Origin of the sequence: Schleiferilactobacillus perolens DSM 12744, from assembly GCF_001435585.1 — a bacterium.
Lineage (GTDB): Bacteria > Bacillota > Bacilli > Lactobacillales > Lactobacillaceae > Schleiferilactobacillus > Schleiferilactobacillus perolens.
This window is the reverse complement of the sequence record NZ_AZEC01000020.1, coordinates 12,995-32,364: the sequence shown is the minus strand read 5'-3', so window position 1 is coordinate 32,364 and position 19,370 is coordinate 12,995. Positions and strand designations below refer to the sequence as shown.

Below are 19,370 nucleotides of genomic sequence, written 5' to 3'. Positions count from 1 at the left end.
GCAGATATCTCCACGCGCCCTTACTGTCTTGATCCATCACGCATTTGTTTTGGCTAATGCCCGATTAACTTGAGCCACGTTCACTGTTTGGGCACCGAAAACACCGGTCCAAGCTGGTGTGGCTTGCTGGCTAATGATCCGTTGAACCTGTTTGACCGTCAACTGACGGGCCTTGGCAATGCGCGGAGCCTGCCACAGCGCCGCTGCCAAACTAATATCTGGATCCACGCCACTACCGGAAGTCGTGATCAACTCCTGTGGAATGACGCCGCGGGCATCTGGGTTGCGCGCTTGGATCGTTTTTGCCAAGGCCTGTGTCCGCTGGCGATAAGCGGTACTGGCCGGGCTCAAATTGGTAGGCCCAGCCTGCAGCGTATTGCCGGTTCCGCTCACCGCCATGGCCCGGCCCCACAGATCACCATCACCGGTTTCTGGTTGGGCAATCAAGGTCGAGCCAGTGACCTTGCCCTTGACGGTGGTCACACTACCATTGGCCTGTTGGGAAAAGAAGGTTTGCCCGATCCCGGTAATCACGGCTGTGTAAAGTCCCACTAAGACCATGCACCCTAGCAGCAGCCGGCCTGCCCGTAACCATGTTTTCATGTTGTTCAACCCCCTATAATAATGCCAAAAGCGGCGTGATAATCAGATCAATTAATTTAATCCCAATGAAAGGCACGATCAATCCGCCCACGCCATACAACCACAGATTATGCTTCAGCAATTGAGCCGCGGGAATCTCGCGGTATTTGACTCCGTTCAAAGCCAGTGGGATCAAAGCCACAATGATCAAAGCGTTGAAAATCAAGGCAGATAAAATGGCACTGGTCGAACTGGACAGACCCATGATATTCAGTACCCGCAACGGTGGATAGAGATTCATGAAGATGGCCGGAATAATCGCGAAATATTTAGAAATATCATTGGCGATCGAGAACGTCGTCAGGCTGCCCCGAGTCATCAGTAATTGCTTGCCAATCCGGACAATATCAATCAACTTGGTCGGTGACGAATCCAGATCAACCATGTTCCCGGCTTCCTTGGCGGCCTGGGTACCTGAATTCATGGCCACGGCGACATCGGCCTGGGCCAGTGCGGGCGCATCGTTGGTGCCATCCCCAGTCATTGCGACCAAGTGCCCTTTAGCCTGGTATTGATGGATGGTTTCCATTTTGCTTTCCGGCGTGGCTTGGGAAAGAAAGTCGTCGACCCCCGCTTCAGCCGCAATCGCAGCCGCTGTGACGGGGTTGTCGCCGGTGATCATAATGGTTTGAATGCCCATTTTTCGCAGATCCGCAAACTTTTCCTTGACGCCAGGTTTGATAATGTCCTTCAACGCAATGACGCCTAAAACATTGTAATCTTTGGTGACAACCAATGGTGTTCCACCTTGCCGAGCAATTTTTTCTACAGCATTTTTACATTCATCAGAATAGACATGGTCATGCTGTTCGACATAATTTTGGATGTTTTCCGCGGCGCCTTTGCGAATCTCAATACCTTGATAATCTACCCCGCTCATCTTGGTTTGGGCGGTAAAGGGGACAAAGTGATATTGGTGATGACCGACTTCCCGCCCCCGGATATTGAACTGTTTCTTCGCTAAGACCACGATCGAGCGGCCTTCTGGTGTCTCATCAGCCAAGGAAGCCAATTGAGCCGCATCAGCCACTTCTTCGGCGGTATGCCCCGCCACAGGAATAAACTCGCTGGCCCGGCGATTGCCAAACGTGATCGTCCCCGTTTTATCCAATAGTAAGACATCCACATCTCCGGCAGCTTCGATGGCGCGGCCGCTCATCGCCAAGACATTGGCGGCGTTAAGTCGGCTCATCCCAGCAATCCCAATCGCGGACAGCAAGGCCCCAATCGTGGTGGGGGCCAGACAAACGAACAGAGCAATCAACCACACGATGGAAATGGGATTATGCTGCCCCATTAATTGGGCCGAAAACTTGGAATAGGTGAAAAGCGACGCAGTCACTAATACAAAGATAATCGATAACGCCACCAGTAAAATTTCCAACGCAATTTCATTCGGTGTTTTTTGGCGATTCGCGCCCTCCACCATGCCGATCATCTTATCCATGAAGCTATGACCCTTTTCCTGAGTCACCTTGACCACCAAGGTGTCAGACAGCACGGTGGTCCCGCCAGTGACTGCGGATCGGTCACCGCCCGCTTCCCGGATCACCGGTGCCGATTCACCGGTGATGGCACTTTCGTCAACGGAAGCGGCGCCGCCCACGACCTCGCCGTCAGCGGGAATTTGCTCATTCGCTTTGACAAGGAAATAGTCCCCCTTGTTCAGGGTCGGACCGGCGACATCGGTATACTGCTCAGGCTGGTCTGGATCAGCTAACTTGTGGGCCGTGACATCCTTGCGGGAGGCCTTCAGGGTCGCTGCTTGGGCTTTGCCCCGACCTTCTGCGGTCGCTTCTGCCAAGTTAGAGAACCAGCACGTGATCCACAAAATAATCGCGACGGTGATGATAAAGCCGCTGGTCACAATGTGATCGGAGATGCCGAACAGGGACAGGACAAACAGCAATGTCGTCATCGCGGCAGAAATATAAACCAAAAACATGACCGGGTTATTGCGCTCATCGTTAAAATTCAATTTACGCACGGCACTCCACATATTGGCACCAGTCAACAACTTCTCTTTTTTAGATGCTTCTTTTTGAGCCATTCTCGTGAATACTCCCTTCCTAATGGGTTAATGCGTCCACAATGGGACCCAGGGAAAGTGCTGGGAAGAAGCTCAGCACCCCGATAATTAAAACCACGATCAACAGTAAAACGACAAAGGTGGCATTGGTGGTTTTCAATGTCCCAGCGGTTTCTGCGGTGAGCTTCTGTTCTGCCATCCGCTGGCCGATGTTCAGCATGGCGACAATTGGAATGAAGCGTGCCGCCAGCATGATTAACCCCAGCGTCATGTTCATCAGCGGGGTGTTCGCATTGAAGCCGGCAAATGCCGATCCGTTATTACCGCCAGCGGATGAGAAGGCGTATAGAAATTCCGAGAAACCATGGGCGCCGGTATTCGTCAGCGACTTGGCGACCACTGGCAGTGCCGCGATAATGCCGCTGCCGACTAAAATAGATAACGGCGTGGCCAGACAAGCCAAGACGGCCATCCGCATTTCTCCTGGGCCAATCTTTTTGCCCAAGTATTCGGGCGTCCGGCCCACCATCAAGCTGGCAATAAAGACTGTCAATAGAACGAACCCTAACATGCCGTATAGACCAGAGCCGACGCCGCCAAAGACCACTTCGCCAGACTGCATGAGCATCATGGGTAATAATCCACCCAAGGGCGAGAAACTATCCAACATCGCATTGACGGCCCCATTGCTGGTCGCCGTGGTACCCACTGCCCAGATAGCGGAAGCCGGTACCCCCAGACGGGCCTCTTTACCCTCCATGGTGATCGTGCCGATACCGGCCACGTGCACGCCGCGCTGTTCTGCCCAGCCAGTCACGACCATGCCAATGAGAAACAAGGTACCCATGGCAATGAAGAGCATCCACCCTTCTTTGGGTCGGCCGAGACTGCGGCCAAAGGCAAAGACTAATGACATGGGCAGCAGCACGATTGCTAAGTATTCAATGAAATTACTGAGGGCATTGGGGTTCTCATACGGATGAGCTGAATTGGTCCCTAACACTCCGCCGCCGTTACTGCCTAATTGCTTAATCGCCACTTGGCTGGCCTGGGGAAAAATCGGCAGGGTTTCTTTCGTGACGATCCGGGCACCGGGCACCTTTTTGCCATCCACCTTAACGGTTTCAGTTTGTCGATTGACCGTCGCACCCAAAATGACATTGCCTTGGGCACTGACCGCGACTGGTTGGGCCAAAGTGGCCGTGGTAAAGCCATAGGTGCTTTGCGGCACCCCGCACCATAACAGTAAAACGGCAAATAGTGTGCTCAATGGCAAAAGAATATAAAGAATGGCCCGGATCATATCCTGCCAAAAATTACCCAGATCATGCCGTTGATGTCCCGCTATTCCACGGATCAATGCATACACCACCGCAATCCCCACCGCGGCACTGGCAAAGTTTTGTACCGTGAGACCGAAGACTTGAGAAAAGTTCGATAGTGTTAATTCACCGGAGTAACTTTGCCAATTCGTATTGGTGATGAATGATACCGCCGTGTTGAAGGCCAACGACCAGGACAAGCCGGCGAAATGTTGGGGATTGCCAGGCAACAGGTTTTGAAACCGCAGAATCAGCCACAGTACCCCGAAGCTCAGAACAGAAAACGCCCCGACCGCCAAAGCATACCGTTGCCAGTTCATTCTTTCATCCAATCGCAACCACCGGGTCAGCCGCTTCTCCACTGGCCCCCAGACGCGGGTCAGCCAATTATCTTGACCGGCCATCACTTTGCTGATGTAATGACCAACGGGAATCGCGAGTAAAAACGGTACGCCCAGATAGAGCACATACGTCAAAATCGTCTTGATCACTTCTTATCACCTCGCACAAGTACATTTAAAAGATAGGCCAACATCAAAATTGTGGTGATCAGACCAATGAGTTCGACCATGATGATTACCCTCCTGATTTCATTTTCTGAAAGTCAGTATACCGAGATTGATGTAAAAACGGCGTTAAACTTGGGTGGGTGGTGTTAAATCGGTGTAAAAAAGGCAAAGTAGAAACCATCCTGATATGGCTCGCTAAAACGCCGTAATCTCCTCCAGGCATTGCCAATTCCCACCACTTTGCTAAAATAATAACAAAAGGACTATTTCTTCAATACTAGAAAGAAAGCAGACATCATGGCATTTCCTCAGTTGATATGGCTATTATCGTTGATATGTGTCGCGCTATCGGCCGGGGGCTTTGCATGGCTCTGGACGATTCACCGCCGCAAGCAAGAACAAACAGTGCGGTTCAAAAAAATATTGGCGCCTGGTTTGCGTTACTTTGTCCAACCACAGGTCAATGATGCCAATCGGGTCGTGGGATATGAGTGTTTGCTGCGGCAAAGGGGGGCGGACGGCCAGTGGAAAGTCCCCCAACAACTCGAAACACTAGCCTTGTCCCACATTCAATCGCTCCTGGCGGTACCGTTTCAAAGACTGCCAGAAGCACCAATTTTCTTGGCCATAGATTTGTATTATATCCAGATCATGAGTCGTGATTTTCCAGACTTTGTCGATTGGGTGATGCAGCGAATCGCTCCGTTATATTTGGTGATTGAGTATCGGTCAGAGCGGATCCCAAATCGACTGCAGCGATACCGTTTTTTGCAAAAAATCCGGGCCGCCCAAGACGAAGGGGCCCGGTTTGCCATTGACAATGTGGGCTCTGATCTGAGCGCACTCAAACAAATCGAGTGGCTTTTGCCCGTGGTAGATGAGTTGAAATGCTCTATGGCAGCGTTCCGCAAGGATGATCCGTCTATTTGGTTGGACTTGAATCTGGGCTTCTGGAATCGGTTGGCTAAAGAGCGGCAGATTGATTTGGTGCTGACCGGCGTAGAGACTGAAGAGGACGCCGCCTTGGCGCGTCAGTTGAAGATTCAGTTCCGGCAGGGCAACCTGGTGGGTCAACCGATTGAGATGAGAAGAATTGTATCGGATAGACCGGTGCATGCCAGTGCGGATGCCCGGGATCACATTGATTAGATTAAAGGGACTGGGACAAAAATCCTCCCTGATGAGCCCGTGCCAAAGCTCCACAATCTCCGGCCCATTTCAGCCTCCGATTGCTCTGCATTGGCACTACATCCATCAGGGCTTAGATTTTTGTCCCAGTCCCTTAATTGTTGTAGTTCGTGATTTGTTGTTTTCGTAAACGGGCTCCGCCGACCAGGGGCTAGGGCACAAGACAGGGCAGACATAAAACCTAAGACCGGGTTTTCTGTGCCTTCTTCATTCCACGTAAACGGGCTGCGCGGACCAGAGGCTAGGAGATAAGAGCGGGCAGGCATAAAACCTAAGACCGGGTTTTCTGCCTGCCCGCTCTTATCTCCTAGCCTCTAACCGGTCCGCTCCGCCCTCTCTATACATCATATTCTGTCTCCTTCATCGCCGCATGCATCAAATCTCCGGCGTCCTTGATCTCGTCGTCCACACTGCTCGCAATCCCAATAATTAAACTCACATCTACATCTGGCATGTCCGGAATGTTCGCCAGTTGTTTTGCAAAGGATGTCCGAATCCGGTCGGCGGCGATGCGGGCACCGGCCTTGCTGGTATAAAGCAGGACTGCCCAGGTAGGCGTTTGCCGATCAATGTAATACACCACATCATTCGTTCGTGTGGCACTGCGCAGGGTGGCGGATATCGTCCGCAATAAATCCGCAAATTGCTCTTTGGTCAACAGTTGGCGCAACTCGCTAAGATAGCGCAGGCGCAAGGCAATCGTACTGACGGGAATGGAGAAACGGCGGCCGGTTTCCAGAAATACGGCGGCATCCTCATAGTAAGCGACCGTTGTCCGCAATTTGGTATCTTTGTCAAAGGCGCTGTAATGGTCCAAGCTGACCGTCAAATGAGAAATTTCTTGCTGCATTTGCAACGCCCGCTGCGCCAGACCATGATAAGTCACGGACAACAACAACGGCATCACCAGCCAGAACACCATCACCAAGGATACAGCTTGATCCTGCAGCACATTTTGATACACCATGATCGTGCCCTGAGCAAAGATAAAGACCATGTTGGTGATCAGACCAAAAGTTAATCCCAAGAAATAGGTGAACACAACTAATAGCAGCGTCACACCAAGATAAATGGTATTCAACAACATTTGTCCGCTGGTAATCCCCATGAAGATAGCCGTGATCGCAAACAAGAACAGAAAGCCCTGTAAATAGAGATCTGTCTTTAACCCTAACTGTTGTGCTTTCATTTTTGTTCACCCCTCTTTCCTTGACGATGACCATACTTGCGCAGTAAAAACACCACGACGACAGTACTCATAATCAACATGACGCCCGCCACAGCCAAGAAAATCACCAGGCTGGAACGTTTCAACAACCGCTTGACCGGTGACTTCTTCGCTACCGGATTAGCCTGTTTCTTGAACCGATAATCATAGACTTGATTGTCTGTATCCACCGCGATCAGATCGCCTTGATGATTGACGATATTCTTTTGAAAATTGATCTGGGTCGATCCTAAGTAAGCCATCTGCGGCGTAGCCCCGGTCACCACGAGCACCGTATTGTTCTTATTCACAAGGGATCGCAGTAGCTGGGCAGTGCCCAAGCGGCGACCATACCCAGCCTCAATGCTCAGTTTTTCGTTGGAAATAAAACCCGTGAAATTTTTATTGAACTGGAAATACAGCTGCGGTTGTAATGAGCGAATATAGGCATTCGCTCGGGGTGTGCCAAACGCAATCACGTTATGGTTGGCCAATACACTGGCGGCCGGCTTGCCCGTATAATAGGCCACTGAGCCTGTATTCCGCTTCGCAAAATTACCGAGCAAATTGATAATGTTAGTCAATGTCGCAAAGTCGGCCTCCGTCATTTTTGCCGGGCGGACCAACGCAATTTGATTAAATTGATCGTTTTGTAAAAACATACTGGGATAATTGCTGAATAGCTGATCTGTCATGGGTTTGGTCCGCACAAATATTTCTGATGCCGGATCCACCGCCGCCCACGGGGTTTGGTCATTATTACTGGCGGTACTGCCGGGCAGGTCGAGGTCAAAAGCAACCCGCACGCTGATGGCATTTCCCACCGCCAAATTCGCCGGTACAGCCAAGGTAATATTGGTGCCGTTCGCGCCTGCCTTGGTCAATCGCCGACTGCCGATGGGCGTATTGTTGATGTACACCGTCACGAGCGACCGATCAAAGTCCAAGTTTTGTGCATACCGCAGCCGCAACCGGACTTGGCTGCCTGAGGCATTCGTCTGATCCATAGGCAACTGGACAAAATAGGCGGCCGTCTGGTGATCTGCCCCCGTGAGCTGGGTGCCAGTGGTGGTCAATGGATAGTGGCCATTATGATCCTGCAGGGAACTGCTGAAAGTACGCGTGGTGTTGGTGACAATTTTCGTGGCTGCTTTTGTTTGGGACATCAGCTCTTGGTTAGCCGCAAATCGGGCCGCCTTGATCAGCAATGCATCGGTCTTGGCGGTCACGATCAAATAGTAATGATCGTTTTGATAGACCGTGCGAATCACCGCCCCTTTTTGCAGGTCGGCAGTACTAATTTTATCCTTCACCACCGCCGGTAGCCGATCCGCGCGGGCCACCACCACCTGATAAGTCCGCTTGGCCAAGTTTGCTGTGCCAAAGGGCGCAATCGGCACCTGCTCCTGTTCATTAGTCATTACCCGGGTATAACCAGCCAGGGCGTATGTGGCGGCAGTTAATTCAGCATTCCGGGGTGCTGCCGGCACGGCAATACCGCTCAAGCCATTGCTGATGGTATCCAGCCCGCTGAAGTGGGCGTAAAAAGAACGGATGGTCGCATCGGGCGCTTTCAACGCATACGTAAAATTCACGTTGGATTCTGGATACACCGTGAGCCAGTTGGCGGGGGTCTGGACCCGCTGCGTTTGGCCGGCGACCGTATTCAACACCTGGCCCATCAACTGCAAGTTATTGCTGCCCTGCAAGAGACGCAGCGGAATATCGATGGTTTGGGTCTGTAAACCCGCCGAGTTTTGCGGCCGGAAAGAGGAAAATTTCACGCCGTTCAGCAGCACCGTAATATCCGATGATTGGCGATCGGCTAGTTGACTCACTTGATAGTGCAGCACGAATTTGGCTTGGTGCACCTCCCAGTAATCCTCCCGCACGAAATACGCGTTGCTGGTGATTCCGTCACCCGTCAGCGACTGGGTCACATTTTGCATTGGCTGAGTATAGGTCAAATCGGCGGCTTGGGCCGGTCGCTTGCCCCATACTAAAAGAATCAACAACACACTAAAAAGACTAAGCCACCTACTCAAAGCGCTGTGTTTTATACCAGCGCGCCTGCTTGTGTAAAACTTGTTCACGAATATATTCTCCCATCCCATAAACTGCCACCGCCAGCCACATTTGACTGTACGTGATGTACATCAACACAATGATCCAAATATTATTGAAGTTCCGCTCGCCTTTTTCCGTCGTAATCGTGGTGTATGTGCTGACGATGAACAGAATAATGGCCAGCAGCCAGAGCCCATTGGAAAAGCCTTGCAGATTCGAATGCACGATTCCGGCCACGGACAGGACGAAGACCACGTCCGATAACACCAGGGAAACCATTAAAAGGAAATAAATGGCCAGATCGTATAGCAGGTCAAAGTGAATCAGACGGGCACTGGAATCGCCCAGCAGCCGCAGATTTTTCAAAATAACGTAAATATTCCCCTTCACCCAGCGCGTTCGTTGATGAAACCAGACAGGCAATGTTTGCGGCTCTTGTTCCCAGGTGACAGCTTTGGGTTGAAAATAGATCCGCAACTGGTGCCAGTACACATGGAAACTGATTTCGGTATCCTCGGCCAATGCCTGGACATCCCAACCGCCAATTTCGTCGATCAACTCGCGGCGAATCACATAGTTGGTGCCCGGAATCGTACATAGGCCAAACAAGTGCTGGCGGCCGGCTTGGGCCATCCACTGGAAGGACAGGGTTTCGATGTTGATGAACCGAGTCAACAGCGTGGCATTGCGGTTGCGCGTGCGAAACTTGCCGATGACGGCGCCAAGTTCATCGTTGGCCATTAACTCACTGACTAAAATGCGCAGCGCGCCGGCCTCCGGGGTATTGTCGGCGTCATAGATCGCCAACACACTGCCCTGAGCAGATGCCAAACCAATGTTTAGCGCATTACTTTTACCCTTGCCGCCATTTTCCGCATCTGTATTCACCACGGTCAGGTTGCGACTGGGGTGCTGACGCTGAAGCTTGGCCAATAATGCGGCTGAGTTGTCACTGGAGTTGTCGTTGATCACAATAATTTCATATCGATCTTGGGGGTAGTCAAAACGTAAGAGCGACTCGACCGTTTTGACGATGACGATCCCCTCGTTATGGGCGGGCACCATGACCGACACGAATGGCGGCTTCTTCGGAAACTGCGGTACTGGTCGTTTGATTTGCCGGACATATTCTAAATAGCCAGCAATCACCAAGACGACATTGACCATTAAGATCAACCAGATCGCCAGAATTGCCACCAGTAAACACCAATCTAATGCACTCACGGCTTGCGCCCCTTTCGACGGAATTGATTGCGGTAAATATGCCGGCCATAAAGTAGGAAGATGGTCAGAATAACCAACGCAACAATAATAAAAATCAGCAGGATGTTCCCTTGAAACCGGGTGAACGCATTCACCTGACTGGCGGTTTGCGGGGCCTTGGCGGCTGTCTTTTTCACCTGGACATGTTCCCCCACATTCACCGCTCGACCAGCCACTGTATATTGGCCGGCACTCACCGTAATGGCTTGTGACGCCCGGACGGTCATCACCGCTGGATCCGCGGAGAGCGACCACCAGGACTGATCGGTCCACTGGCGCACCTGTTGGCGGAACGCTTGTAATGTTTTCTTACTGGTAGGCAAATTGATTGTCCAGGCCGTGGGGGTGGCAAACGTTAACTGGCGGCTGCCGCTCACCGCATTGAAATTCGTCCAAGGTGTGGCTATTAACGTTCGCAGGCTCGGCGTGTACCCATTTGTCGGCGCATATCGGTTCAATGCGTAGTTTGTGGGATTGGCCAATAATAGATTTTGATCCGCTTGGTGCAGTGACTGACTGAACAGCTGGTCAAACATCCAATACCCTGGCGCGCTGATTGCTCCGGGGAAAACGCCTTGTTGAGCAGCCGCTGCTAACTGGGCATTCAACTGCTGTTGCAAGATCGTTGCCGTTTGCGCGCTGGGATCATATACTTCCGGGACTTGCAGAAAAATAAACGCGCCGGCGACTTGTGCCTGGGCCAGGGTTCGCAAATAAGCGGCGTGCTCCGGCAACTGTGGATTAGCGGCGGTCATTGTGGCGCTCAAGGCATAGGGCACGCCCTGAGCATGCAGGTAGCGCGTCGTTTGTTTCAACAACTTGAGATCACTAACCGGGGTGATTCCTGTCAAGACCAATACTGGCGGCTGGGCTGTCACTTGACCAATAAAAAATTGGGCCAATAGCCGGGTACCGAGCAGACCCATTAAACCGGTATCGCGATAAGCAGGCAGATAGGCCTGGTGCCCGTTTATCGTGCCAAACGCATAGTGCTTTCCAGTGCTTTGCTGCACTAGCTCACCCACACTGTTTTTATCCACCGGGAACATCGGCCACTGATCGGAAGTGAACGGAATCAGCTGCTGACTATTTTGGGCCGGATCGACCAAGGTGTATTGCTGATGAGTCAACGTCACAGCTGTGCCCAAGGCCTGCATTTCAGCAGCCGTGAGGTTTTGACCAATATGCAGCTTTTTACCGGTAAAGGCCGCCCGGTCTTTTTCAAAATGGGGATTGGTCAGGCGGCTTTGATGCCAATTCACCAATGTGATCACGCCTCGAAAATGCCCCCGGGCCAGTTCACCAGCACGATATGTACTGAACTTTTCTACTGTCACCGTAATATTTAAACTGGCCAAAGTACGGCTGAGGCTGTCAATTGTTTGCTCGCCATTTTCTTTCAGATTTTCACTATCGTAAACCAGCAAAACACGGTTGGACGCCGCGGCTTGCACGGGCGTTGTCCGGCAAAACATCAAAACAACAGCGACAAATAGCCAATACACTAATCGCTTCATCGGCTCACGCTCGGTTCGTGAAACAGCGTTTTATTATTGATGTCGCTAAGTAAAATCAGCAACAGCCAATCGGTACTTTGCGCCACCATGAATAGATGCTTCGCTAAATCGGCATCTCCATCGCCAACTACGGAAATGATCATGACACCGATGATGATCGAGCTTAAACCGGCCACAATCGCTAATTTCATAATGAGCCAGGGTTGGTGACGACGGAAGCCCACGTAGGCACCGGCGGCGTATAACCCGATGAAGACCACCACGAAGAGTACATAGAAAGCAAACTTGGCCGGGAAGAATGTTCCCATCAGTGTGCTAAAACCCGTAAAATAATGGGTTTGCGCCTGTTTGGGATAGCCGCTGCGGGCTGGGTAATTGCTGACGGCCTTCACCTGAGTGAGCTGGCCATCCTTGGCGGCTAAATCTAAAATCCGGCCAAAGGTCTCTGGGTGGGACATGTAGAACCGCAGAATCCACATGAAATCGAAGCGATTAATAAAAAACTTTTGCATATACTGGCTCCGGGTATTCACCGACTGGTAACTCTGGTAATAGGTCGACTTGCGCAGCAAAGCAAACTGCGGATTGATGCCATTATCTTTGAGCGCCTTACCCGGATCTTTATCCAGTAGCAGAACACCGCGGGTCATGCTTTGGTAACTATTGATGTTTTGAAATTCCGGCGTGATCAAAGCATAAGTTGCAACGCCGGTCATCAGCAAAAGAGCCATGCTCCCGCCGACTACAAACTTTCCGCGTTTAGTCATCAGCGGCAACAACCCCAGAGCCATGACCAAATAGCTCAATGCTAAAGGTGCATTCTGTTGTTTCACGGTGATCAGCACAATCGCGCTGATCGTAAACAGCAGTAACAGGCCGCCCCGCCGCCATTTTTCCAACCCGGGGCGGGCCTTAGCTAGCAGCAACAATGTCGCCACCACAGCCATCCCTGTAATGACCATCACAGATTCGCCAAAAAGCGAGTTAAAGTAAAGCGTATAGCTGCTATCCGCGAACACAAAGACGCACACCAAGGCGACCACGTACTGGCGTATTGCCCGACCCGTGGTCAATGCCCGCACCACTAAATAGAGCGTGCCTAAAAAAAGCACATAATAAATCAGTGCTTGGAACCGAATATCGAACACCGTCTGGCTGAACACCAACTGATTCAACCAAATCGCTGGGCGAATGAACAACGGCTGGGAAGAAAAGAGCGCCGCAGTATTCTCATTAAAGTGCTGCATAATGCCGTAAGTCAGATTCATCTGATCGACCATGATGTACGGCTGGTCCAAGCGATGATACAGCCCGACGTGATACATCATGCGGTAAAAATCCCCATTATCGGCGTACCCGTTAATCGGTGGGATAAATAGTAAAATGCCCACGATAAGGGCAGCCACCCCGGTGGCCAGTGCAGCCGGCGAGCAGTGACGCTGGAAAAGCGTGCCCGCCGTCTGGATTTTTTCTTTCATTTTCTACTTTCCTAAGTACATGTCCAAAGCAACCAATGTTTCTAAGTTATCAAACGAGTACACTTGCTGACTGGCCAAGTCTCCTAAAGCACCATTCAACGGTGTATCAGGTTTCTGGATCTGGAACGCCAAGGCTCGGTGCAAAGCTTGTTTTGCTAAATCCGAATCATGGATCAAAATCCCCAGTTGCGCTGCCAGCGCATACCCGCCCGCTGATTGATCGAAAGTTAGCGGTGCGCCGCTGGTCCCGTCATAGCGATTCGCTAAAGTGCCCGCAGCGACCTGCTTTTTCACCCACTGCACTGTTTTTGGCGGCACTTTATTCACCGACGCCAAATGGACCGCCGTTAACAAAGATTCCACACTATTAATTTGACTTGTGCCAGTATACTTTTTAGCCGAATAATCATACCGGGTGGCAAATAAAGGCAACCTACTTTGCAACTGACCGCTTTGAATCCGATCCAGCTGACTACGATAAAGCGCCTGTCCACCAATTGCCCGTAACGTGGTCAAGTCCAGATAACATAACGTGATAGTTTTAGCCCTTTTGCCGGTCTTGGCATCCACAAAGTCGACCGGACGATCAGCTGCAATAGATTGATCGCGCACCTTTTTGGCAATCCATTGATACTCGTGGTGCCATTGATCCGATTTGGTCTGGATGGCCGCTTGTCCCACTGCTTGTAAGATCCGCAGATCATCCACGGTGGCATTCACTGGAAAGCGTTGATGGTTGGCCGGATTATACCGGTAGGCAAATTGTCTGCCCTGCCACAGCGTATCTTTTATCTGTTGATAGAAGCGTCTGAACGCGTCAAATTGTCTCGTGTACGCCAAATGTAACAACCACAAGCCTGCTGATTCGCTCAAATATTCATGGCCGCTGGCGGTGGCTGCGTTGCGGTTGGTATCTAAGTAGTTCGTGTACACACCATCAGGGCGAACTAATTGCTGTTGAAGAAAGGCAATTAACCGGGTGCGGGCAGCCGCCAGTGATTGATCGCGCTGATTGGCGGAGTAGGCCGTCCGTGGTAACTGAACGGCTGACCGGGACGATGTGTGTGTGTGTCCCGACTGACACGCCGCTAATAAGACCGTGGCTCCGATTACGGCCACTGTGGCACCTTTCCGCATGATTTTTCCTCTCCCAAATGTTCGTCTTCTATATAATGCCGCTTGAATATACTAGCACTTACTATAACATAGCGTTATCAAAAAAGCAGTGAGAATATTCACTGTGCAAAATATAGACCAGTACATTATAAAAAATTTAATGGATGTGACGAGACAGCACTCATCGCTCTTTTTGAATAAACGCTTAACATATACCGTTTGTTTTTCTTAAACACATCAATTACCGGTTCGCGGCAAAGTAGAACAAATGATTAAAGACCGGAATTCGAAGTAGCGCGTTCCTGAATCACATCACGCCGGTGCATCGAATCAGAGATTGCTTGGGTATTTTCTTTTTTGTGCGTTTTCGTGTTCAAATGTGTTTTTTCGTGTGTGCATAATATGTGCGTTTTCGATCGAAACGCCTATCAAATTTGTCCGCTATGTACCAGCGTCATAAACGAGTCCCTCATTATCTGCAAAAAAGCTCCGGAATCCCAGCCAATTGGGATTCCGGAGCCAATAAGGTTTGATATATGTCAACCGAGTTCATCATACAACAGCTTCATTGCAAGCGCACTTATTTTGCCTCGGATGGCCTCTGTTTTTTGTCCACAATCGCTTGATAGTCCTTCAAGCTGACCAACTTGCCCTGTTTCATCGCTTGCAGCGGTTTATTGCGCCATGTGAGCTGGCGGCCAGGCGTCACTGTGAGTTCTGTGGCTGGCGTACTTGTATCGCTAACATGAGTATTTTTGATATCATTCATAACCAATCCTTGGGCATCCGCAAAGTCGGCGGTGATCCTTTTTTCAGGCGCCAACGTAATCTTTTCGGAGGTATAGGTATAGGTGCCCTCTTCCACTGCAAAGTGAGCCGGTGCCTTCGGGTTTTGGGCGACCACTGTGTTGTTGATGAGGTAATGACCACCCAGGTTCATTTTAACGATCAAATTATTGTTATCCGCCCGGACAAAGAATGTCTTCGCGTAGAAGTACTTGCGGTCTTGGTGCAGCTTGAGAATTAAACCCAATGCAATTGTCGCCAATACCACAATGGGGACCCAAATTGTCATTTCATTCACCGTTCCTTACTTACTAAAAATAGAGGACATAGAATGCTCAGCAGCACCCTATGCCCTCTCAGTATACATCAGATACTAAATACCATCGGCATCATCAGCCGGTTGTGTATTCTTCGGCGTTTCGGTTTCGAAAAGCTGTGTCCCTTGTTTAGAGACCGTCACCAACTTTTCGGCATATTCTTTGGCATTATCAGAGTCGCTAAAAATTGTCTCCAACAATGACCCAAGATTACAACCCGCCACCACTTGGAAGTTACTGTGTTGGTAGGCGAGTGTGGCCGCCACTTTGTATGGTGTGCCACCAGCTAAATCGGTAAAGAAAACAACCTGTTGAGATTTATCGCCCAGTACCTCATCGAACTTCGCAGCCAGCTGTTTATCGCTCATGCCTTCCGCAAAGTTGATAAAGGACCAGTTATCCGGTGCCTTGGCCAGGAGCTTCAAAGCTCCCTCCATACCTGAGGCAAACGTACCATGACCGCTGACGATAACTTGGACAGAACTCACGGTAGAACCCCCCTTCGTGTGACTACATCCAACCAATTGCCGACATGGCAATTGCGAGGACAAAGGTCACCACAATCAGCCAAATCGGATTCACATTCTTCTTCAACAACCAGTACAGTAAGAAGACGAAAGCGAATGGTAAGATGTTCGGGAAGATTTTATCGAGTAATTGCTTCTGTAAGTTAATGGTTGCATTCCCGGCACCGATCTTGATCGTTAATTGCATCTTTACATAAGAGGCAATCAATGAACCAATTACAGTCAAGCCCAGAATAGAAGCCACGTGCGAAATAATCTTGGAGTTATCCTCAATGACATCAATCGCCCGGGCCCCAAGGTTATACCCTAAGTGGGCTAATGGTGCACGAGACCAGAACAGGAACAGGTAAACCAGGAAGAATATGATTGGTCCTAAGACGTTACCATTCTTCGCGATAGAAGCAGAAATACCACCGACAATAGGCATGATGGTGAACCAGAAGATGGCATCACCAATCCCGGCCATGGGGCCGAACAAGGCATTCTTTAAACCTTTGATGGTTTGCGGATCAACATGATCTTCTTCCATCGTCAGCAGCAAGCCCATCAGAATCGGGTACAACGGGGGCGAACTGTTGATAAATTCCATGTTGTCGGTCATGACCCGTTTCAAACCTTTGGGGTCATCTTTGTAAATCTTTTGCCAATAAGGCAGTTGGGCCCAAGTCCAACCAGGTGAATGCATCCGTTCGTAAGAGAATGAAGCCTGGACAAGGTTAGAACGGATACCTAGCATTGAGATTTCATGATTGGTGAAAATGCTCTTGCGTTCACCCTTGTTAGGGGTTTGTTGAGTTGTATCGTCAGATGCCATCGTCCATGCCGCCTCCTCCGTTATTATTCACATTACCAGAAGACTTAAGTTCCTTAATTTGTGCTGCCAACTTATCATTTTCCCGAGTGCGATAGAATTCAATCATGGCAAAGACCGCACCAACTAATGCGACTGGCAAAACGTTGGAGAATGGAATCATGCTGGCCATGACGAAACCTAACAACAGATAAGGGAAATATTGTTGCTTCAGCATTACCTTGAGTAACATCGCGAACCCAACGGCTGGCAGAATACCACCGGCTAATTCGAATCCGTGGGTCAACCAATGCGGCATTGAAGTGACCAATGTGTGCATGGGTCCTTGCGCCGCATAAGCACTCAGGAAGGCGACGATCCCAAAGGATAACGTCACGATGGTCAACGGAATATAGTTGAGTCGCTTAAACGCTTTAGCATTTCCTTCAGCAGCGTACTTGTCGAACCGCGGCAGGAACAGAGAGAAAGATGAATAGTAGAACAATAGGATATATTGCATTAACATCGCGAACGGCAATGACAACCCAATGGCTGTCGCCGGAGCGATCTTGTTCGAGTAGGCAATGACGACGGTCATGATACCTGTCAAAACAGTATTCGGTGGTTGAGTACCACCGGCCGGAGTCAAGCCCGCAAAGGCAAGCTCTGTTAAACCACCAGCGATGACCCCAAGCTGCAAATCACCAAGAATTAACCCGGTAATCGTACATACAATGATTGGGCGGAAAATAAAGAACGCCTGCAACCATGCATCAAGCCCAGAGATCATCGCCCAAATGGCAATGAGCGCGCCTTGTATAAATGTGACTTCCATTTTACAAAGGCCTCCCTAACCAAAAACAACAAAAACAAACAACCAAGCGGTCACGAATTATTGAACTTTACTCAACAATGCGTCATCCACCGTGGTCTTCTTCTCACCAGGATAATCCTGGATATAGATGTCGACACCCTTATGGGCGATGTCCAGCAATGCCTTCTTGTCATCCGCATCGACGTAAACCTTCTTTGTGATTTCCGTCTTGCCTTGAGCAAAGTGCATGTTCCCGACATTCACCGTTTTGATGGGTACGCCACCGGCAATCAACTTCTCACAATCTTGCGGTGTCTTTACCACGATAAAGATGTGCTGACGATCAGCAGCCTTACTGATAATGTCGATCGTGTGTTGCAAAGTGAAGAAACGGATGCCTGCGCCAGAAGATTCTGCCGTTGTGGACATCAATTTCTGCATCAACGGATCGCTTGCAGCTTCATCATTCGCTACCAGCAATAGATTGGCGTTCACTGCCTTGGTCCAAGTTACACCCACTTGGCCGTGCACCAACCGGTTATCAATCCGTGTAAATACGATATTTGCAGCCATTATTTCACCTCCCATATGGTATCTTTTGTTCACCAGAAACACGCATTAGGTGATAGTACGCACAAACAGCATGTTCATAAATGTTGTTTGTTGAGCCTTTCTGATTCACGACCCAATTCTATTGCAACCGGTATCAGGTGTCAACACAAAGCACTTATTTTTTGACATCTTTTTTCCATGACCACCCTTTTGATCTGCCTTTTTATGGCGTTTTTGGGGCTTTATTTTGCTATCCGATAACGCGGTGTACGGTGCGGATAACATGTGAATATTTAATCGGTATAGACCACTCCAATAAAAATAACGAATCGAGACTGAATAAATTGTCTTCTTAATAACCAAATATCTTTCAGTTGTTCGCGCCATTCCTCGGTATGAAACCGTTTGTCGAAATGAAAGAGAATTTTCCTGAATGAAAGAAATGACGTGACTGCTGATGAAAAGAAAGTGGCTTGCTCAATTTGACACAATTTTCCCAAGCGTCTTTCCACCACTCTCTGCGCAGTTCGTCGTATACTGTAGACGCTTAGAGAAGAGTCAACGGATTTGATTGTAGCTACCGCGGATGTCCGCGGTGCGGCAATTCTTAAGGGGGACTTTTACAATGACACAAGATGTAAAATTTGACGAAACTGTCACCAAACGGATTCAAGATCGCTGGAAAGACGGTGATCGGCTGTTATTAACTTTCGAAGATGGTGTGGGACCTTATTCTCAACACGCCATGATTCATATGCAGACCCAGTTCACAATTAACATCATTGGCCCAGATGCTTCACTGGATACCTATGATGCGACGATTGATTCCAACTTAGGGAAAGTTTACGTCAAGGCTTACGGCATGGATGGCATGGATGACCATTTGGTGATTCGTTTCCACCCGCAATACGACACCATGGTGCTATCGGGCGATTCTGGCGACATCGACACCAATGTCGGCTTCATTGATTTCACTGATCCTAACGGTATCAAGGAGAACCCAGCCCGTTAATCAAGAAAAGGATGGGATGATCATGTGGCAGGCAATTGCGAAGTTCTTCAGTACATTGCTAGGCGCCAATCGGCCGGACAAATGGACCGAGGTCTCTGACGAAAAGGCAAAGCGCAATATTGAGCGGATTCGTCAGGACAATGCGCAGGGTAAATATCGTTAACCTCACCAATGATCGACAGTTCTTTCCATACAAAAAAGAGACCATCACAAACGATGATCTCTCCAGCTTTA

17 protein-coding genes are annotated in these 19,370 nt (G+C 49.8%); 3 read left to right on the top strand and 14 right to left on the bottom strand.

Going from position 1 to position 19,370, the window contains the following annotated elements; all coding sequences use genetic code 11:
• Positions 1-36: 36 nt before the first annotated feature.
• From FD09_RS14190 to kdpA, 3 genes are read right to left on the bottom strand one after another with little or no spacing between them, the layout of a single operon-like run.
• Positions 37-603 (bottom strand): potassium-transporting ATPase subunit C, encoded by a 567-nt coding sequence (locus tag FD09_RS14190; protein ID WP_057822354.1) that lies wholly within the window; start codon positions 601-603, stop codon positions 37-39.
• Positions 604-616: 13 nt separating this feature from the next.
• Positions 617-2,692, bottom strand: coding sequence for a potassium-transporting ATPase subunit KdpB (gene kdpB / locus FD09_RS14185; RefSeq protein ID WP_057822353.1), 2,076 nt, complete (start codon positions 2,690-2,692; stop codon positions 617-619).
• A gap of 19 nt (positions 2,693-2,711) precedes the next feature.
• Complete coding sequence (gene kdpA / locus FD09_RS14180) at positions 2,712-4,481, bottom strand: potassium-transporting ATPase subunit KdpA (RefSeq protein ID WP_057822364.1); 1,770 nt, start codon at positions 4,479-4,481, stop codon at positions 2,712-2,714.
• Positions 4,482-4,799: 318 nt separating this feature from the next.
• Here kdpA and FD09_RS14175 point away from each other — a divergent pair, with 318 nt between their 5' ends.
• Positions 4,800-5,651, top strand: coding sequence for an EAL domain-containing protein (locus FD09_RS14175; RefSeq protein WP_057822352.1), 852 nt, complete (start codon positions 4,800-4,802; stop codon positions 5,649-5,651).
• A gap of 376 nt (positions 5,652-6,027) precedes the next feature.
• Here FD09_RS14175 and FD09_RS14170 read toward each other — a convergent pair whose 3' ends face one another.
• The 11 genes from FD09_RS14170 to agaB form a co-directional block, all read right to left on the bottom strand.
• The gene (locus FD09_RS14170) at positions 6,028-6,879 is read right to left on the bottom strand and encodes a nucleotidyl cyclase domain-containing protein (RefSeq protein WP_057822351.1); all 852 of its coding nucleotides are present in this window, start codon (positions 6,877-6,879) and stop codon (positions 6,028-6,030) included.
• Positions 6,876-8,915 (bottom strand): cellulose biosynthesis cyclic di-GMP-binding regulatory protein BcsB, encoded by a 2,040-nt coding sequence (locus tag FD09_RS14165; RefSeq protein ID WP_235812306.1) that lies wholly within the window; start codon positions 8,913-8,915, stop codon positions 6,876-6,878. Before FD09_RS14165 ends, FD09_RS14170 begins: the two co-directional genes overlap by 4 nt.
• A 19-nt stretch (positions 8,916-8,934) precedes the next feature.
• Positions 8,935-10,188, bottom strand: coding sequence for a glycosyltransferase family 2 protein (locus tag FD09_RS14160; RefSeq protein ID WP_057822349.1), 1,254 nt, complete (start codon positions 10,186-10,188; stop codon positions 8,935-8,937).
• Positions 10,185-11,744 (bottom strand): hypothetical protein, encoded by a 1,560-nt coding sequence (locus FD09_RS14155; protein WP_157053850.1) that lies wholly within the window; start codon positions 11,742-11,744, stop codon positions 10,185-10,187. The genes FD09_RS14160 and FD09_RS14155 overlap by 4 nt, the downstream gene beginning before the upstream one ends.
• The gene (wsfD, locus tag FD09_RS14150) at positions 11,741-13,222 is read right to left on the bottom strand and encodes a glycan biosynthesis hexose transferase WsfD (protein ID WP_057822347.1); all 1,482 of its coding nucleotides are present in this window, start codon (positions 13,220-13,222) and stop codon (positions 11,741-11,743) included. The genes FD09_RS14155 and wsfD overlap by 4 nt, the downstream gene beginning before the upstream one ends.
• Positions 13,223-13,225: 3 nt before the next feature.
• Positions 13,226-14,359, bottom strand: a complete 1,134-nt coding sequence (locus FD09_RS14145) for a glycosyl hydrolase (RefSeq protein WP_157053849.1) — start codon at positions 14,357-14,359, stop codon at positions 13,226-13,228.
• 559 nt (positions 14,360-14,918) lie between these two features.
• Complete coding sequence (locus FD09_RS14140) at positions 14,919-15,413, bottom strand: hypothetical protein (RefSeq protein WP_057822346.1); 495 nt, start codon at positions 15,411-15,413, stop codon at positions 14,919-14,921.
• Between the two features lie 84 nt (positions 15,414-15,497).
• The gene (locus tag FD09_RS14135) at positions 15,498-15,929 is read right to left on the bottom strand and encodes a PTS sugar transporter subunit IIA (protein WP_057822345.1); all 432 of its coding nucleotides are present in this window, start codon (positions 15,927-15,929) and stop codon (positions 15,498-15,500) included.
• 22 nt (positions 15,930-15,951) lie between these two features.
• Positions 15,952-16,782, bottom strand: a complete 831-nt coding sequence (agaD, locus tag FD09_RS14130) for a PTS galactosamine transporter subunit IID (RefSeq protein WP_057822344.1) — start codon at positions 16,780-16,782, stop codon at positions 15,952-15,954.
• The gene (gene agaC / locus FD09_RS14125; RefSeq protein ID WP_057822343.1) at positions 16,772-17,593 is read right to left on the bottom strand and encodes a PTS galactosamine transporter subunit IIC; all 822 of its coding nucleotides are present in this window, start codon (positions 17,591-17,593) and stop codon (positions 16,772-16,774) included. Before agaC ends, agaD begins: the two co-directional genes overlap by 11 nt.
• A 57-nt stretch (positions 17,594-17,650) precedes the next feature.
• Positions 17,651-18,145, bottom strand: a complete 495-nt coding sequence (agaB, locus tag FD09_RS14120; RefSeq protein WP_057822342.1) for a PTS galactosamine transporter subunit IIB — start codon at positions 18,143-18,145, stop codon at positions 17,651-17,653.
• Between the two features lie 604 nt (positions 18,146-18,749).
• On the opposite strand from agaB, the gene FD09_RS14115 reads away from it, so the two are divergent.
• Complete coding sequence (locus FD09_RS14115; RefSeq protein WP_057822341.1) at positions 18,750-19,136, top strand: iron-sulfur cluster biosynthesis family protein; 387 nt, start codon at positions 18,750-18,752, stop codon at positions 19,134-19,136.
• A 22-nt stretch (positions 19,137-19,158) separates the two neighbouring features.
• A complete protein-coding gene (locus tag FD09_RS16420) occupies positions 19,159-19,299 on the top strand; it encodes a hypothetical protein (RefSeq protein ID WP_157053848.1) in 141 nt (46 codons plus the stop codon).
• Positions 19,300-19,370 lie beyond the last annotated feature (71 nt).

Coding starts and splice junctions, on each gene's coding strand:
- FD09_RS14190 (WP_057822354.1), bottom strand. CDS start 603: ATGAAAACATGGTTACGGGCAGGCCGGCTGCTGCTAGGGTGCATGGTC.
- kdpB (WP_057822353.1), bottom strand. CDS start 2,692: ATGGCTCAAAAAGAAGCATCTAAAAAAGAGAAGTTGTTGACTGGTGCC.
- FD09_RS14175 (WP_057822352.1), top strand. CDS start 4,800: ATGGCATTTCCTCAGTTGATATGGCTATTATCGTTGATATGTGTCGCG.
- FD09_RS14170 (WP_057822351.1), bottom strand. CDS start 6,879: ATGAAAGCACAACAGTTAGGGTTAAAGACAGATCTCTATTTACAGGGC.
- FD09_RS14155 (WP_157053850.1), bottom strand. CDS start 11,744: ATGAAGCGATTAGTGTATTGGCTATTTGTCGCTGTTGTTTTGATGTTT.
- wsfD (WP_057822347.1), bottom strand. CDS start 13,222: ATGAAAGAAAAAATCCAGACGGCGGGCACGCTTTTCCAGCGTCACTGC.
- FD09_RS14145 (WP_157053849.1), bottom strand. CDS start 14,359: ATGCGGAAAGGTGCCACAGTGGCCGTAATCGGAGCCACGGTCTTATTA.
- FD09_RS14140 (WP_057822346.1), bottom strand. CDS start 15,413: ATGACAATTTGGGTCCCCATTGTGGTATTGGCGACAATTGCATTGGGT.
- agaD (WP_057822344.1), bottom strand. CDS start 16,782: ATGGCATCTGACGATACAACTCAACAAACCCCTAACAAGGGTGAACGC.
- agaC (WP_057822343.1), bottom strand. CDS start 17,593: ATGGAAGTCACATTTATACAAGGCGCGCTCATTGCCATTTGGGCGATG.
- agaB (WP_057822342.1), bottom strand. CDS start 18,145: ATGGCTGCAAATATCGTATTTACACGGATTGATAACCGGTTGGTGCAC.
- FD09_RS14115 (WP_057822341.1), top strand. CDS start 18,750: ATGACACAAGATGTAAAATTTGACGAAACTGTCACCAAACGGATTCAA.
- FD09_RS16420 (WP_157053848.1), top strand. CDS start 19,159: ATGTGGCAGGCAATTGCGAAGTTCTTCAGTACATTGCTAGGCGCCAAT.